At 67.5% G+C, this 16,023-nt stretch carries 13 protein-coding genes; 9 read left to right on the top strand and 4 right to left on the bottom strand.

Annotation, left to right across the window (positions count from 1 at the left end):
- Positions 1-47: 47 nt before the first annotated feature.
- The 4 genes from ACOOHF_RS10920 to ACOOHF_RS10905 all read left to right on the top strand — a co-directional run bounded on the left by ACOOHF_RS10920 (position 48) and on the right by ACOOHF_RS10905 (position 2,856).
- Positions 48-485 (top strand): hypothetical protein, encoded by a 438-nt coding sequence (locus ACOOHF_RS10920; RefSeq protein WP_420461713.1) that lies wholly within the window; start codon positions 48-50, stop codon positions 483-485.
- Between the two features lie 170 nt (positions 486-655).
- Positions 656-1,165, top strand: a complete 510-nt coding sequence (locus ACOOHF_RS10915; protein WP_420461712.1) for a hypothetical protein — start codon at positions 656-658, stop codon at positions 1,163-1,165.
- A gap of 5 nt (positions 1,166-1,170) precedes the next feature.
- A complete protein-coding gene (locus tag ACOOHF_RS10910; protein ID WP_420461711.1) occupies positions 1,171-2,055 on the top strand; it encodes an HNH endonuclease in 885 nt (294 codons plus the stop codon).
- Between the two features lie 39 nt (positions 2,056-2,094).
- Entirely contained in the window at positions 2,095-2,856 is a 762-nt protein-coding gene (locus tag ACOOHF_RS10905; RefSeq protein ID WP_420461710.1) for a hypothetical protein, read from the top strand.
- Positions 2,857-2,934: 78 nt separating this feature from the next.
- On the opposite strand, the gene ACOOHF_RS10900 is transcribed toward ACOOHF_RS10905, so the two are convergent.
- Both ACOOHF_RS10900 and ACOOHF_RS10895 read right to left on the bottom strand, forming a co-directional pair.
- Positions 2,935-3,351: a hypothetical protein gene (locus ACOOHF_RS10900; protein WP_420464362.1), complete on the bottom strand. Its 417-nt coding sequence runs from the start codon at positions 3,349-3,351 to the stop codon at positions 2,935-2,937.
- Positions 3,352-3,355: 4 nt separating this feature from the next.
- Positions 3,356-3,859, bottom strand: coding sequence for a DUF433 domain-containing protein (locus ACOOHF_RS10895; protein ID WP_420461709.1), 504 nt, complete (start codon positions 3,857-3,859; stop codon positions 3,356-3,358).
- A 639-nt stretch (positions 3,860-4,498) separates the two neighbouring features.
- Here ACOOHF_RS10895 and ACOOHF_RS10890 point away from each other — a divergent pair.
- The 3 genes from ACOOHF_RS10890 to ACOOHF_RS10880 are packed head-to-tail and all read left to right on the top strand — an operon-like array spanning position 4,499 to position 9,411.
- Positions 4,499-7,873 carry a WD40/YVTN/BNR-like repeat-containing protein gene (locus ACOOHF_RS10890; RefSeq protein WP_420461708.1) on the top strand — a complete coding sequence of 1,125 codons (3,375 nt, stop codon included), beginning with the start codon at positions 4,499-4,501 and terminating at the stop codon, positions 7,871-7,873.
- Between the two features lie 28 nt (positions 7,874-7,901).
- Positions 7,902-8,408 carry a hypothetical protein gene (locus ACOOHF_RS10885; protein WP_419942353.1) on the top strand — a complete coding sequence of 169 codons (507 nt, stop codon included), beginning with the start codon at positions 7,902-7,904 and terminating at the stop codon, positions 8,406-8,408.
- 43 nt (positions 8,409-8,451) lie between these two features.
- Positions 8,452-9,411 carry a hypothetical protein gene (locus ACOOHF_RS10880; protein WP_420461707.1) on the top strand — a complete coding sequence of 320 codons (960 nt, stop codon included), beginning with the start codon at positions 8,452-8,454 and terminating at the stop codon, positions 9,409-9,411.
- Between the two features lie 3 nt (positions 9,412-9,414).
- On the opposite strand, the gene ACOOHF_RS10875 is transcribed toward ACOOHF_RS10880, so the two are convergent.
- Together ACOOHF_RS10875 and ACOOHF_RS10870 are read right to left on the bottom strand one after the other, a co-directional pair.
- Complete coding sequence (locus tag ACOOHF_RS10875) at positions 9,415-10,797, bottom strand: 1-acyl-sn-glycerol-3-phosphate acyltransferase (protein WP_420461706.1); 1,383 nt, start codon at positions 10,795-10,797, stop codon at positions 9,415-9,417.
- Positions 10,798-11,016: 219 nt separating this feature from the next.
- Positions 11,017-15,096 (bottom strand): Ig-like domain-containing protein, encoded by a 4,080-nt coding sequence (locus ACOOHF_RS10870; RefSeq protein ID WP_420461705.1) that lies wholly within the window; start codon positions 15,094-15,096, stop codon positions 11,017-11,019.
- A 180-nt stretch (positions 15,097-15,276) separates the two neighbouring features.
- On the opposite strand from ACOOHF_RS10870, the gene ACOOHF_RS10865 reads away from it, so the two are divergent.
- Positions 15,277-15,537, top strand: a complete 261-nt coding sequence (locus tag ACOOHF_RS10865; protein WP_420461704.1) for a hypothetical protein — start codon at positions 15,277-15,279, stop codon at positions 15,535-15,537.
- A 28-nt stretch (positions 15,538-15,565) separates the two neighbouring features.
- Positions 15,566-15,982, top strand: coding sequence for a hypothetical protein (locus ACOOHF_RS10860; protein WP_420461703.1), 417 nt, complete (start codon positions 15,566-15,568; stop codon positions 15,980-15,982).
- The last annotated feature ends 41 nt before the right edge of the window (positions 15,983-16,023 follow it).

Genomic DNA, 16,023 nt, shown 5'->3' with positions numbered 1-16,023 from the left:
CTGGACGACTGGATCGTGTATTACGAGCCCCGCGGTCGACCGCGCACTTGTCGAGTTCAGGAGGACGCCAGTCGTACTTCGCCACCGCCCGCCTCGTGGACCTCCAGCCCGATTCCGCGCGGGCCGATCCCTATTACGGGTATGTCGAGGACTACTTGGAGTCGACACGCGTCCCCTTCCGCGAGGGGAACTTCTACCACGAGCGCAACCTTCGCAAGGCGGACGGCACGACGAACAAGGGACGGTTAGGGCCGGCGGCGCGGACGATCCGCGACGCCGAATATCAGCTGATTCTCCAAGCGGACTTCAGCGACTTGGCAAAGGCCGAGTGTCGGATGATGGAGCGAGATCCGGACGAGGCCGCCGGCTCGCTCATCGAGTTCTCCGGCCGCCGGATTCGGTCTCCCCGCACTGCGTCGCGGGCACCCGCCTCCCTATTCGTTGCCTGGCACTCCAGAGAGGCCTTCCGCAGCCCGCCACGCTGAGCTGCGGTCAACGTCTTCCCGTCTACCGACCCTCAGGCGGGCTCCCGACGCGGGGTTGATGAGGCCGCTGCCGCCGTCTCATCTTCTGGCGCCGGACGGACGGGAGGTTCGCGTCCTGCCCGGAATCATCGAGGCCGAACGAGGAGCTTGACCGAAGGCCGGGAGGCGAAATGGGAAACGTCGGGGCGCGAGACCAAAGCCGGTACGAGATCGTGTTCGCTTGCGGAGACGAGGACCTGCCGCCGCGCGAGTGGCCGGGCTCCGGGCTGGTCCCCGAACGGATTCGGGTTTACCGCGACGCCGTAACCCTTGGCCATGTGGCGGCGGAGTCGGGAGACGGGTGCTTCGAGGCCGGCGGCATCGGACGATTCCAGGTCCGGTACGCGTGGATCGACGATGACGAGATCATATCCTATGCGCCTGGAGATTTTTGGCGCGGCTTCCGGGAGTGCTCCGGCCTTCCGGACACGCTGGCGCTCTACCGGCGGGACGGGGAGGGGCTCTACGTGTTCCTGCACGAGGAAGCCATCGGCTGGCCCCCGCCCTTTCGTCGGCGGCACGGGATCGAGTGGGAGGATCTCAGCCTCGCGACGCGTCTCGAATACATGGACGGGGAGATCGACACCCTTCCGCTCGGCACCCCGCTGCGGCGTTCGGGGATGACCGAGTTGACCCGGTAGGCGCCATGGCGAAGGCCGTCTTCACGACCAAGGTGAGTCCCGCCTACGACGACCTGCCGGAGCAGCGGTATCACTTCCCGAAGAGATACCTCCGGGCAGCCGAAGCCGCGCTGGGCGACTGGATCGTGTACTACGAGCCGCGCCGCTCCACCGCCGAGCTGTCGAGTTCCGGCGGACGGCAATCCTACTTCGCCACGGCCCGCCTCGTGCGCATCGAGGACGATCCCCGTCGCACGGATCACCATTACGGATATCTGGAGGACTACCTCGAGTTCGACACACCCGTCCCCTTCCGCGAGGGGAGCTTCTACTACGAGCGCAACCTGCGTAAGGCGGACGGCACGACGAACAAGGGACGGTTCGGGCAGGCGGCGCGGACGATCCGCGACGCCGAATACCACCTGATTCTCCATGCGGGATTCCACGACCTGGCCGACGCGCAGTGGCGGATGAGGGAGAGCGATCCGGTGGAGACGGAGCGCCGCATCGTGGAGCGGATCTCACGCCGGCCCTTCCGAGACCGCGTATTCTCGACCGCCGTCCGCACGGCCTACGACAACACCTGCGCGGTCACGGGACTCCGCATCATCAATGGCGGCGGAAGACCGGAGGTTCAGGCCGCCCACATCAAACCCATCGCTGAGAGCGGACCGGACAGCATGCGTAACGGCCTGGCGCTGTCCGGAACCGCGCACTGGATGTTCGACCGCGGTCTCATCTCGATCGCCGACGACTACACCCTGCTGCTGAAGGACCGAGCGATCCCGGACAACTTCACCCGACTGATCAACGATGACCGGCGGTTGAAGCTACCTCGCATCCCTTCGAACCACCCGCACCCGAGCTTCCTGAAGTACCATCGCGAACAGGTCTTCCAGGCTCACACATAAGACGCTCGAGGGGTAAGACAGAAGGACGCGCGAACGCCAATGAACGATCCCCATGTCGTAGCACTGCTCTACGGTTTCCGCCCGGAGTCTTCCGTCGACTACAGCAACGCCGAACCGCTCAGCCATGAGGAAGAAGCGTTCGATCTCTCCGTTGCAGACGGTGTCGCCCGATTCGACCTGAAGGAACACTACGCCACGGAGGAAGAAGCACGTCAAGCCGTCGAGCCGTTTATTAAGAAGTGGAGGCTGCACGCTCGGCTTCAGCTGGCACCACATTCCTTCGACTTGGAGTTCAAGCGAGCCATCATAGAGGATCGGAATCCGACTCCGGGTGCGGTGTCCCTTCGAGGGGGATTTAGCGCAAAAATCAGAGTGGGAGCTGAGCTAACGATCGGAGCCCGCGAATACCCCACGCCGCCGCAGTCGGCGATGATCGTCACACCTGATGTGCAGAGCATGTACGAACGCCTCGTGCGGCACTTGGAAGGCAGAGAACCACTCGCCTCGATGGCATACTTCTGTCTGACGGGCCTGGAGGGATCAACCGGAGCATCGAAGAACAAGCGCAACGTGGCGGCGCGAGCATATCGAATCGAGCAACCCATTCTGGACAAGATCGGCTCCTTGACTGACCGCAAGGGGGGGTCGCAAGCAAGAAAGTGGAAGGGCTCTGGGGCAGAACTGGACGCAAACGAAGTCCGGTTTCTGAAGAGAGCGGTCGCCGCCATCATTCTCCGAATGGCCGAGGTGGCCGCGGATCCGCATCGAGACTACCCTACGCTCAGAATGTCTGACCTTTGAGGAGCGGCTCAGCTTCTTGTGCGTGGGCAGGAGTTCAGCTGCGCACGTGCCCTCCGCGGCCACAACTGGGTCAGATGGTTAGGCCCGGAGTGGGAATGGCTTGACCCGACCCGGGCTCCCGGGACGCTCGCGAGGTCCGGGGCGATAGATCTTGGCGATCGCCGGCGGTTCCGCGGTCTCGAGGAATCTCTGGATCCTGCCTTGGGTGTTCACGAAATTCTGGGCGAGTTCACTCACCGGCGCCTTCCTACCGATCACCACGAGAACCAACGCACGGGATTCGCGGATGGCGACCATCTCGAGTCTGGTTCGCAGAATCGCCTTGTCGCCGGTGACAACGACCCAGCCGCGCGAGGCCACTTCACGGACCCAATCCTCATCGGGTGTATCCGGCGAGAAATGGTCGTCGTGGACTTCAACTTCGAGGCCCGCCTCCCTCAGGACGTTCGCGAAGTCGTAACGGCCGAGGTCGCGGTCGACGAAGTACGTAGGAATCGGTCTACGCCGCCGCCTCGTAGAGGACGGCGTCGTGGATCTGGCTCTCGTCCAGACCGTAGTCGTGTGCTACGGCGGCGATGTCTTCGCCGGCGTCGATTCGGTCTACGAGGGCCCGAGTGGACACGCCGGATCCGGCCAACACGGGTCGGCCGAACGAGATCCTCGGGTTGATCGAGATGGCCCGCGCGTTCGCCGATTGCCGCGGAAGTACCGGGTAGAGCCGGAACGGGAGGCGTTGGTCGTCACGTTCCACGCGGTTGAGGCAATCCTTCAGCAACTTTCGAAGCGCGAGCTGTCCCGACCGCGACAGGTTGATGAGGTGGTCGAGTTCCTGCAGGAACAGGTCACCCCCGCTGGTGAGGAGTTCGTCGTGCAGCAGCAGGCGCGAGATCCCCAGCTGTTCCTCCGCATACGAGAGCGCCGATCGCACGTTCCCCATTCTCGCGCCATGGACGCTCCGCAGGGCGCGGAGCACATGAGCCTCAATGAGGTTATTGAAGGACAACAGCCCTCCGGGCCGAGGAGGTTCGATCAGCGGTCGCCGGCCACGAGTCCAGTACGCCAGGGTGGCCCTTGGTATGCGGATGAACCGGGCCGCCTCTGAGACCCCGTATGCCGGGGCGTCTCGAATGTCACCGGGCATGAAGTGCGTGCCACCTCCTTCGTTCGCGAACGCGGATGTGCAGGGGAAGACGACGCCGAAACGATAGCCGCGACGGTCCGGGGCCGCCATGTACCGACCGAACCCGGGGCCGGCGTTTCCGGCGGTTGATGCGGTGTCGGCGGGGAGGCACGTTGGAGGTTCGCTCGCGGGTTGGAGGCGCCCCGGGACGCTTTCGCGGGACCGCCCACCACATGGGGACGTAAGGGGAGGGGGTGAAACATGTCAGAGTGGAATTCGAGAGGTTGGAACGGCGACTCGGCGGCCGCATTGACACCGCTGGCCCCGCGCTGATCGGGTCCCCCGGGCGGGCTGACGCCGGCTGGCGAGACGGGGACTGACCCTCGCAACGCGCGATCATGACGGATCCCGGCGGGTTGCCCTCATCCCACCCTCGGGCTGACCTTCTCAGGCTGCGAAATCCACGCGCGGCGTCGCCGACAGCCAGACCGACACCCGTACGAAAGCTCACAAGGTGCGACCATGATCGATCTCGACAGGTTCCACGCGAACCCACACACCCGCTACGGCGTCATCTCGCGGGTTTCCACCCTCCTCCTCGCGGCGCTGGCGACTCTCGGCACCCTCAGCAGCCCCGGGGCGCTGGCCGCCCAGGAGGATGAAGACGAAGACGACGACCCGCCCGAGCTGAACTCCGGGTTCATCTCCGGCATCCGGTGGCGGAGCATCGGCCCCGCCGTGGCCTCCGGGCGGATCGCGGACATCGCGGTCGATCCCACGGACCGGAGCGTGTGGTACGTCGCGGCCTCCTCCGGGAACCTGTGGAAGACGACCAACGCCGGGACCACATGGAGTCCGATCTTCGATGACTACGGGTCGTACTCCATCGGGGCCATCGCACTCGATCCCAACGACCATCTCACCCTCTGGGTCGGGACGGGGGAGAACAACGGGCAGCGCTCGGTCGGGTACGGGGACGGCGTCTACAAGTCGATCGACGGCGGTCGCTCGTTCACGAACATGGGACTCGAGACCTCCGAACACATCGGGATGATCGCGGTCCATCCGCATGACTCCGACATCGTGTTCGTCGCGGCGCAGGGGCCGCTGTGGAACGAGGGCGGCGAGCGCGGGCTGTACCGGACGATGGACGGCGGGGAGAACTGGGACCTGGTGCTCGAGATCGACGAGCACACGGGGGTGAACGAGGTCTTCCTCGACCCGCGGAACCCCGACGTGATGTACGCGACCTCGTGGCAGCGGCGGCGTCACCAGTGGACGATGATCGACGGCGGGCCCGGCTCCGGGATCCACAAGTCGACGGACGGCGGGGACACGTGGCGCGAGATCAACCGCGGCCTCCCCTCGGGGGACAAGGGCCGGATCGGGTTCGCGATCTCTCCGCAGCAGCCGGACGTCCTGTACGCGATCGTGGAGGCGAGCGGCGACGCCGGGGGCACCTTCCGCTCGGAGAACATGGGGGAAAACTGGTCGCGGACCTCGCGCTACCAGTCGGGCGCGCCGATGTACTATCACGAACTGTACGCCGACCCGCACCGCTTCGACCGCATCTACGCCCTCGACACCTTCGTGCAGATGTCGGATGACGGCGGGGAGACGTGGGGGCGGCTCCCCACGCAGGGCGTACACGTCGACCATCACGCGCTCACGTTCGATCCGGACGACCCGGAGCACATCATCCTCGGCAACGACGGGGGGCTGTACGAGACGAAGGACTTCGGAGAGAACTGGCACTTCTTCGGCAACCTGCCGCTCACGCAGTTCTACAAGGTCGCGACCTCGAACGACGAACCGTTCTACTACGTCTACGGGGGGACGCAGGACAACAACACGCTCGGCGGCCCTTCGCAGACGCTCGACAACCAGGGGATCCGCAACTCGGACTGGTACGTGACGCTGGGGGGCGACGGCTTCGACCCCGTCATAGACCCCGAGAACCCGGACATCATCTACTCACAGCTTCAGCACGGCGTCCTGTCGCGCTTCGACCGCGCCTCGAAGGAACGGCTCGACATCAAGCCGCAGGAGGACGCGGACGGTCCCCCGCTGCGCTGGTACTGGGACGCGGGCATCCACATGTCCCCGCACGACAACCACCGGCTCTACTTCGGGGCGCAGATCCTCTTTCAGACGGACGACCAGGCCTCGACGTGGCGGCCGATCTCGGGCGATCTCACGCGGAACATCGACCGCAACCAGCTGGAGGTCATGGGCCGGATCTGGAGCGTTGACGCGGTGGGCAAGAACCGCTCGACGTCCGAGTTCGGGCACATCGTGGCGGTCTCCGAGTCCCCGCTCGCGGAGGGGCTCATCTATGTGGGGACGGATGACGGACTGGTGCAGGTTACGGAGGACGGGGGCGAGAACTGGCGCGCGGTGGAGAGCTTCCCGGGGGTGCCGGACACGAGCTTCGTCCACGACGTGGAGGCGTCGCTGCACGATCCCAACACGGTGTTCGCCGTCATCAACAACTTCAAGCGGGGCGACTTCCGGCCGTACGTGCTGAAGTCGATGGACCGCGGCATGACGTGGACGTCGATCGCTTCGGATCTGCCGGAGAACGGGCCCGCGTTCACGATCGTGCAGGACCACGTGGAGCCGAACCTCCTCTTCGTGGGGACGGAGTTCTCGGCCTTCACCTCGGTGAACGGGGGCGGGTCGTGGCTCGAGCTGGGGAGCGGGCTGCCGACGATCCCGGTGCGTGAACTGGAGATCCAGAAGCGGGAGGGGGACCTCGTCGCGGCCACCTTCGGGCGCTCCTTCTATGTGGTCGACGACTACACGCCGCTGCGGGAACTCGCGGCGCGCTCAGACGAGATCCTCGCCTCGGAGGGGCACATCTTCGAGGTGGAGGACGGGGAGATGTTCCTCAGCTGGAGTCCGGGCGGGACGAGCGGGTCGGACTTCTACACGGCGGACAACCCGGACTTCGGGGTCACGTTCACCTACTACGTGGGCGAGACGCTGCGCACGCGGGAGGCGGCGCGGCAGGCGGAGGAGCGGCGGGCGCAGCGGCGGGGGGACGACACGCCGTATCCTACGTGGGAGGAGCTGGAGGCGGAGGACCGGGAGGAGGCGCCGCGGGTGTTCCTCACGGTGCGGGACGCGGACGGAAACGTCGTGAACACGGTGAACGGATCCGCTTCGCGGGGGATGCGCCGCGCGACGTGGAACTATCGGTATCCCGGCTACAACCCCGTGACGGGCGGTGCGGGCGGTGGCGGTGGCGGAGGGGGCGGCGGCTTCGGAGGGGGCGGCGGCAACGGGCCGATGGCGCTGCCGGGGAGCTACACGGTGTCGGTGTCGCAGCGCGTGGATGGCGAGGTGACGGAGCTTGCGGGCCCGGCGCCGTTCGAGATCGCGCCCAGGGGGGCTTCGGCGATCCCGCCGCAGGACCGCGCGGCGGTGCTCGCCTTCCAGCGGGAGACCGGGCAGCTTCTCCGGGCCGTCACCGGGACGCAGCGCGTGGCGACGGCCGCGATGGACCGCATCTCGGCCATGAAGCAGGCCCTGGATCGCTGGCCGGCGGCGGATCCGGCCCTGCGCCAGGACGCCCGGGCGCTGGAACTGCGGCTGCTCGACCTCCAGGAAACGCTGAACGGCTCCCGCACCCGCGGCTCGCGCGCCGAACCGGAGATGCCGGGGATCGTCGGCCGCGTGAACCAGGTCGTGCGCGGCCACTGGAACGGCCTGCACGGCCCCACGCAGACGCACCGCGAGCAGTACCGGATCGCGAACGACGCCTTCACCGCGCTGTATCCGGACATGCGGCAGCTGATCGAGACGGACCTCCCCGCGCTGGAGGGGCGGCTGGAGGACGCCGGGGTGCCGTGGACGACGGGCCGCGCCCTCCCCGCCTGGCCCCCAAACGGGTAGCGGGTAGCCAGGGCGGGGTTCTCCTCCCGTGAAGATTCTGTCATGGATCTGGAAGACGATCGGGCCCCGGCGGGTGGGGCTCGTCGTCATGTGCGTGTACGCGGCGTGGCTCATCCTCCTCTACCGCTACCACTGGGTGGACGGGATCAACCTCCTCATCCACGAGGCGGGACACGTTGTCTTCTCCCTCTTCGGCGAGACGGTGTCGGTGCTCGCCGGGCCGCTGCTCCAGCTTGCCGTGCCGCTCTTCATCACGTTCCGGCTCTGGCGGCGGGGGGAAGGCGTCCCCGCGGCGGTGTGCGCCCTGTGGTCGGCAGAGAGCGTCATGTACACGGCGGAATACATGGCGGACGCGAACCGCCTCGCCCTGCCGCTGATCGGGGGCCACCCGCACGACTGGCGCCTGCTGCTGGACCGCGCCGGGGCACTGGGGTCCGCCGAGGAGATCGGCCTCGCGCTCCATCTCATCGCCAGCGCCGCGGCGGTCGGCGCCGTCTGGTGGACCATCCGCCTCGAAACCGGCGCTGATGGTTGACGCGTATGGTGCGGTTAGCGACACACGGCAAGAGGTATTAAGCGTGATTCGGAAGCAGGCCACTGAGGTCTCCGCATGGGTGCGTCGGAATTCAGAAGCCCTAGCGGGGCTGAGCGCCGATACTCGGCAGCGGCTGGCGGAACTGCCGGACGATTTCCTGGACGCCCTGCGCGAAGCGAGAGAGAGTTTATCGGTAGCCGACGCATGCGAAGCCATCGTGCGCGCGGTCCGGGAGGGGGCGGTTCCCGCAGCGGTTGCGGCGCGAGTCGCTGCCACACCAAAGGCGTTGGCAGAGATGCCTCAGAGTGTCGTCGACACACTCTGGAGGGGCGATTTCGGCCCGAACTCACTGTACAGGCTCGTCCCTCGCGGCGTCAAGATGAACACCGAGTCCGTGGCCAACTTGCTGAAGAAGCGTGACTTGAGTCACATCAAGTCTATCAAGAACGCGCCGGCGCTGAAGGATGACGTCGCGAACGTCGTGTTTGAACGGATCTCCTGGAACCGGCGTCGGGACGGCAAGGACATGACGACCTGGGAGATCGCACGCGTTCGGCTGGACAACTTCGCGGAAGGCGTGGTCGAAGCCTCCAAGGCCGCCACCAAAGGTGCCGCTAAGGGCGCGGTGATCGGCGCCTTACTGGAGCTCCCCGTCACCACGGTCGAGCACTTCCTCCTAGTTAAGGGAGAGCGCAAGACGCCCACCGAAGCGGCTCTCGATGCGGCGAAGGATATCGGCAGGAGTGCGGCGGCCGGCGCATCGGGCGTCGTGGTCTATGCGGGAATCGCCCTGACGGGGGTATCCGTGACACCGGTTGCAACGCCACTGGTCATCATCGGCGGCGTGGTCTACGTGTGGTCGGCGACCGATCGCATTTGGCGCGCCGCACGACCGGTGGCACCTCCCGCCTCCTCCCTCCCTGAGCCGCCGCGTGGTGGGCCGCCGGTTGTGCCGCTGGGCGTACTGCTCTCTGAACTGGAAGACGACCGAAGCGACCGGTGATCCTCAGATACCGCGTCCGTCCAACTCCTTCGGTGCGCTCACCTGCCGTTCCTCCATCCACCGCTTCTCCAGCTGCCGAAAGGTCTCTGTGAGTTCCGAGCGCAGTTCGGCGAAGCGCTTGCGGAGATCGGGGCGGGCCAGCAGCCGCAGAAAGAGGGCGGCGTCCTCGCGGACTTCGCGGGCGAGTTCCACCCACAGCATGGCCACGAAGCCGCACACGGGGGCCAGCACGGCCGCCACCGCGGCCACTGACATACCCCCCGCCAGGTAGCCCAGCACCAGCCACAGGATCCAGGCCGCAAACGTTCCGCCCAGGAGCGTCGCCAGCTTGATCGTCGCCGTGACCTCGAACTGGGGCTTCACGCGCCTGACGACGAAGCCGGGAAGCCGGGCTACGGGAACCCAGAGCAGGGATCCGGCAATCGCGAAGGGAAACCCAATCGCCAGGAGCGTCCCGCGCACGAGGACGTATCTTGCGACCGGGAGGAACCTGTAGCGGGGAGGCACGCCCCCCTCCCCGGCGTGCAGCTCGTCGCTGAGCGCGGCGTACCGCTCCACCTTCTCAATCAGGCGGCGGTGTTCCTCCGGGTGCGCCCCGCGGATCCATTCCAGCCCCCTCGCAAAACGCTGAAGGCGAGGGAACCGCGTGCCCAGCCGTTCCCGGACCCGCCACGGAACCCACCGCGACTCGCGCACGTAGAGTTGCTCCGCCACCTCCACGAGGATCCGGTCGCGGTAGCGGTCGAAGTTCAGCGTCTGGCGGCGGATCCCCTTCTCGATCCGCTCGGTAAGCCTGCGCGCCGCGGCGACGGGATCCTCCCGGTACCCGTCCTTCAGGTCCGCGCACCCGAACGCCTTGCCGAAGCGCACGGCGACCTCGGTTCTGGCCAACTCCTTGGCTGCATAGGTGATCCCCACGGGAACGATGGACAGCCCGAGCCCCCAGTCGGCGCCCTCCTCCGCTTGCAGCGCGATCCGGGCGGTGCCCGTGCGGAACTCCACCAGGTGCGCCTCGGAGTGGCTCCTGCCCTCGGGATAAATCTGGATTGCGCCACCCCCGTGGAGCGCGTCGACCGCAGACCGAAACATCTGGTCGTTGCGGTGCGTCGCCTCGGGATCGTCCTCCCTCCGATAGACCGGTATGCCGCCCAGCGCGCGCAGCACCGGACCCAGAAGGAACCTGTCGAAGAGTGGTGCGCGACCCAGCGGCCGCGTGATCCGCTCGCTGCAGCGGAAGATCAGCAGCGCGTCGACCAGGCTGTTGGGATGGTTGGCCGCCACGATCAACGGACCTTCGGGGAGTGGAGGCCCGTGCCGGTCGACCCGATAGAAGAGCGCGGCCGCGGTTCCGGTTATCCGGGTTATCAGCCTGGGTATCCGATCCAAGTCTTCGCCTCCACGCACGGTCGCGGACCTCGGCAATCCGGGCAGACAAACCCCGCCCCCATCCGCTACGCGCTACCCCTCCCCGAGTCGGTGGACTCGCTGCCGCGCCACCCGCCGCCGGAGGGTGTAACCGCCGCCATCACGACGTGGGAATACGGAACCGTCGCTGAGATCCTTCACATTGGCCCCTACGACGTGGAGCGGCCCACGACAGCGCGGCTAATGGCCTTCGTGGAGGCCGAGGGATACGAGGCGGTGGGAGGGCACGAAGAGGAATACGTGTTCGGCCCGTCGATGGCCGGATGGGGAGACCCCCACGAGTACCGCACGATCCTTCGCTACCGCATCCGTCCAGCGAACCCGGCGCCGCGGATTCGATGAGGCGAGACCCTCGATCGACTGCGACGCGGTCACGAAGGCGAGGAAAGCGATCTCGGCGGTTCGGCCGGACGGATCCGTGGCCGTGACACTCACGGGCGAAATGCCGGCGCTCGCCCCCACCACCGTGAACGTGCTGCCTGTCACTGAAGCGCTTACGCGGATCCCCCCGGCCGCTGTATAGGTCAGTGGATCATTGTCCGGGTCGGAGAAGTGATCGGACAGGTTCCATGTGAGGGTGTCGCCGACGGCCAGAGTCTGACCCCCAATGCCCTGAGTTATACGCGGCGGCCGGTTTGCGGTGACGGTCACGAGTGACGAAGTGCTTGCGGTCAGCCCTCCGCGATCCGTCGCCGTCATGTTGATGGTCGCTTCTCCGGCGGTGACTCCCCTCACCTCCGCATAGAAGCCGTAGAGCGTACTGAACTTTACGGAGACGCTGGCCACGCCGGAGTTCGTGCTCGATGCGGAGAAGTCGAGTTCGTCGCCCACATCGGTTTCCTCGAAGTGGCTCCAAAAGGTCAGGGTGTCGATCTGGTCCGGCGAGGAGGTCACGGCCGGCGCCTCGGCCGTGACCCGAGGCGCGTTGTTTCCGACCGCAAAGGTGAACGACGTGGAGGCCGTGAGGCCCCCTCGATCCTGCGCCGTAACGGTAATCACCGCCTGGCCATCGGAGACGGCGGTCACATAGAACACCGCTGGGTTGACCCTTCTCACGGTGGCCACGGCGGCGTTCGACGTCCCCACCGTGTAGCTCAATTCGTCATCATCGGGATCGGAGAAATACCTGTAGGCCTGAACGGAAAGCTCACCGCCCCGTATCGCTGTACGGTCGGCGATCGTGCCCGTGACCTCCGGGGCCCGGTTGGTCGAGCCCTGCGCCTCAACCGTCACGCCGAACTGCTGCTGGGCCTGCAGGCCGCCGAGATCCGTGGCTGTCACTGTCACGGTGGCCGTCCCTTCGCTCACCCCTTGCACCGTCAGGTCGCTGTCGGAGATGTCCGCCGTCGCCACTCCTTCGTTGGAACTCGTCGCGCCGTAGTTCAGCGCGCCGCCTTCCGGGTCGCGGAAGTGGCCGTCCAGATCCACCGAGACGCTCGCGTTCTCCCGCACGGTCTGCGCCGGGATCGCGCTCGACACCACCGGCCTCTGGTTGGGTGGGGGCGGCGGCCTCACCATCACCCCGAACTCGTGGTCGGCGCTCAGGCCGCCGGGATCCGTCGCCGTCACCGTCACCCTGGCCGTCCCCTCATTCACCCCTCCCACCACCACGTCGCTGCCGGAAATGTCCGCCGTCGCCACGCCTTCGTCGGAACTCGTCGCTCCGTAGTTCAGCGCGCCGCCTTCCGGGTCGCGGAAGTGGCCGTCCAGATCCACCGAGACGCTCGCGTTCTCCCGCACGGTCTGCGCCGGGATCGCGCTCGACACCACCGGCCTCTGGTTGGGTGGGGGCGGCGGCCCCACCGTCACGCCGAAGCTCTGACGTGCCTCGCCGCCGTCCGGATCTCGCGCGGCGACCGTGACGGACGCGGACCCGGCGGTCACCCCTTCGATGGTCACGCCGCTCCCTGACGTGGACACATCGGCCACCGCTGCGTTGGACGACGAAGCGCCGAAATCGAGGGCATCGCCGTCCGGATCGCTGAAGTAGGAAGCGACATCCACGGTCGTCGTCGCGCCCTCCTCCACGGTCTGCGCCGGAATCGCTCCGCTGATGACCGGCCGCCGGTTCGGGACTTTTACGCTGAAGCTCTGCCGCACGTCGCCTCCGTGGTCGTCCCGGGCCGTCACCGTTACCGTCGCGGTGCCCTTCGAGACGCCCCGCACCGTCACCTCGCTGGCGATGGCGGAGACAGCGGCCACTTCCGTATCCGACGACGATGCCTCGAAGGTGAGCGGGTCGCCATCGGGATCGCGGAACACCCCCGCCACATCGACCGTCACAGTTTGGCCCGGGAGCAACGTCCGGGGAGGAAGGTCGCTCACGACCACGGGATTCCGGTTCCGGACCGTGACCTCGAAGCGTTGGCCGGCCTCGGCGCCGTCCGGGTCGCGCGCCGTGACTGACACGGTCGCTGTTCCCCGCGCCACGCCTTCGAGGGTGACCTCGGCGGCGCTGTCGGCGACGGAAACACCGACCACTCCCGGATCCGAGGAGGTCGCCTCGAAGGCGAGCGAGTCTCCGTCCGGATCGCTGAACGCCGAGGACACACCCACCGTGACCGTCTCGCCGGGAAGCAGGGACTGCGCACGGAGTTCGCCGGCCACCGCGGGTGCCCGGTTCGGCACCACCACCTCGAAACTCTGGCCGGCCTCGGCACCGTCGGGATCGCGGGCCGTCACGCTCACCGTCGCGGTGCCCTTCGAGACGCCCCGCACCGTCACCTCGCTGGCGATGGCGGAGACAGCGGCCACTTCCGTATCCGACGACGATGCCTCGAAGGTGAGCGGGTCGCCATCGGGATCGCGGAACACCCCCGCCACATCGACCGTCACAGTTTGGCCCGGGAGCAACGTCCGGGGAGGAAGGTCGCTCACGACCACGGGATTCCGGTTCCGGACCGTGACCTCGAAGCGTTGGCCGGCCTCGGCGCCGTCCGGGTCGCGCGCCGTGACTGACACGGTCGCTGTTCCCCGCGCCACGCCTTCGAGGGTGACCTCGGCGGCGCTGTCGGCGACGGAAACACCGACCACTCCCGGATCCGAGGAGGTCGCCTCGAAGGCGAGCGAGTCTCCGTCCGGATCGCTGAACGCCGAGGACACACCCACCGTGACCGTCTCGCCGGGAAGCAGGGACTGCGCACGGAGTTCGCCGGCCACCGCGGGTGCCCGGTTCGGCACCACCACCTCGAAACTCTGGCCGGCCTCGGCACCGTCGGGATCGCGGGCCGTCACGCTCACCGTCGCGGTGCCCTTCGAGACGCCCCGCACCGTCACCTCGCTGCCGACGGCGGAGGCAGCGGCCACTTCCGTATCCGACGACGATGCCTCGAAGGTGAGCGGGTCGCCATCGGGATCGCGGAACACCTCCGCCACGTCGACCGTCACCGTTTGGCCCGGAAGCAACGTCCGGGGAGGGAGGTCGCTCACGACCACGGGATTCCGGTTCCGGACCGTGACCTCGAAGCTTTGGCCGGCCTCGGCGCCGTCCGGGTCGCGCGCCGTGACTGACACGGTCGCCGTTCCCCGCGCCACGCCTTCGAGCATGACCTCGCCGACGCTGTCGGCGAGAGAGACGCCGACCACCCCCAAATCCGAGGAGGTCGCCTCGAAGGCGAGCGGATCTCCGTCCGGATCACTGAACGCCGCGGCTACGTCCACCGTGACCGTCTCGCCGGGAAGCAGGGACTGCGCACGGAGTTCGCCGGCCACCGCGGGTGCCCGGTTCGGGACGGTCACCTCGAACTCCTGACTCGCTTCGCCGCCGTCCGGGTCGCGGGCCGTCACCGTCACGCTGGCGCCGCCGCGTTCCACCGCTTCCACCGTGACCTCGGTCCCGGAGACGGTCGTCCGCGCCACGGCAGTGTCCGACGAAGCCGCCTCGAACGTAAGGCCGTCGCCGTCGGGGTCGCTGAACGCCGCGGACACGTCCACCGTGACGGTCTCCCCGAGGTACAGCGTCTGCGCCTCGATCGCTCCCACGGGCATCGGACCCCGGTTGGGGACCTCGACGCCGATACTCTGGCGGGCTTCGGCGCCGTCCGGGTCGCGTGCCGTGATCGTCACGACCGCGCTCCCCCGGGACACGCCGATCAGGACGACCTGACTCCCCGAGGCCGAGGCGGCGACGACCGACGCGTCCGAGGAGGCGGCGGAGACAGTGAGCGGGTCGCCGTCGGGATCCCGGAACGCGGTGGATATGTCCACGGCCACCGTATCGTCGAGGAACACGGTCTGCGGAGCGATCTCGCCGACCGCCATCGGAGCCCGGTTCGGCATCCCCGCAGGGCCGGCGACTCTGTCGCTCTCATCGCCGCAGGCACTGCCCCAAGCTGCGGTTAGGACAACGAGATACGCGTAGGCCGCCAAGATCCGGTTTCCCTGCGTCGCCTCTGCCATACACACAACGATAGCACCTGCAAGGCTCGAATACACCCCGAATTGTGGGGGGATGATTCCTCGCGACTCGCCACCCGACATACACCACAGTCCATCAGGATCGCTCGGCGGGACGGGTGCTTCTCAGCGGCGGACCGCGCGGCGGCCGAGGCGGGCCTTGCGCTCGTCCCCGAGTTCCTCCGCTGGAGCCCGGGCGGGACGAGCGGATCGGACCTCCACACCGCGGACAACCCGGACTTCGGGGTCACGTTCGCTTACTACGTGGACGAGACGCTGCGCACGCGGGAGGCGGCGCGGCAGTAGCGGGTAGCCGAGGCGGGGTTCTCCTCGCGTGAAGATTCTGACGTGGATCTGGAAGACGATCGGGCCCCGGCGGGTGGGGCACGTCATCTTCTCCCTGTTCGGCGAGACGGTGTCGGTGCTCGCCGGGCCGCTGCTCCAGCTTGCCGTGCCCTTCTTCATCACGTTCCGGCTCTGGCGGCGGGCTGAGGCCCTCCCGGCGGCGGTGAGCGCGCTGTGGTCGGCGGAGAGCCTCATGTACACGGCGAAGTACATGGCCGACGCGAACCGCCTCGCGCTGCCGCTGATCGGAGACCCCCACGACTGGCGCCGGGTGCTGGAGCGCGCCGGCGCTCTCGAGTCGGCCGAGGAGATCGGTCTCGTGCTACACCTGCTCGCGAGCGTTGCCGCGATCGGCGCCGTCTGCTGGACGATTCGCCTTGAAGCCGGTTCTGTGGCGCAGCCCTGATCGTCAGGTGCGTACGCTCCACGTACTGCACTTGGCGTCGT

The sequence above is a fragment of the Candidatus Palauibacter sp. genome (assembly GCF_965216145.1).
Lineage (GTDB): Bacteria > Gemmatimonadota > Gemmatimonadetes > Palauibacterales > Palauibacteraceae > Palauibacter.
Note: the sequence above shows the minus strand (reverse complement) of the source record. Positions and strands in the feature narration are given on the sequence as shown.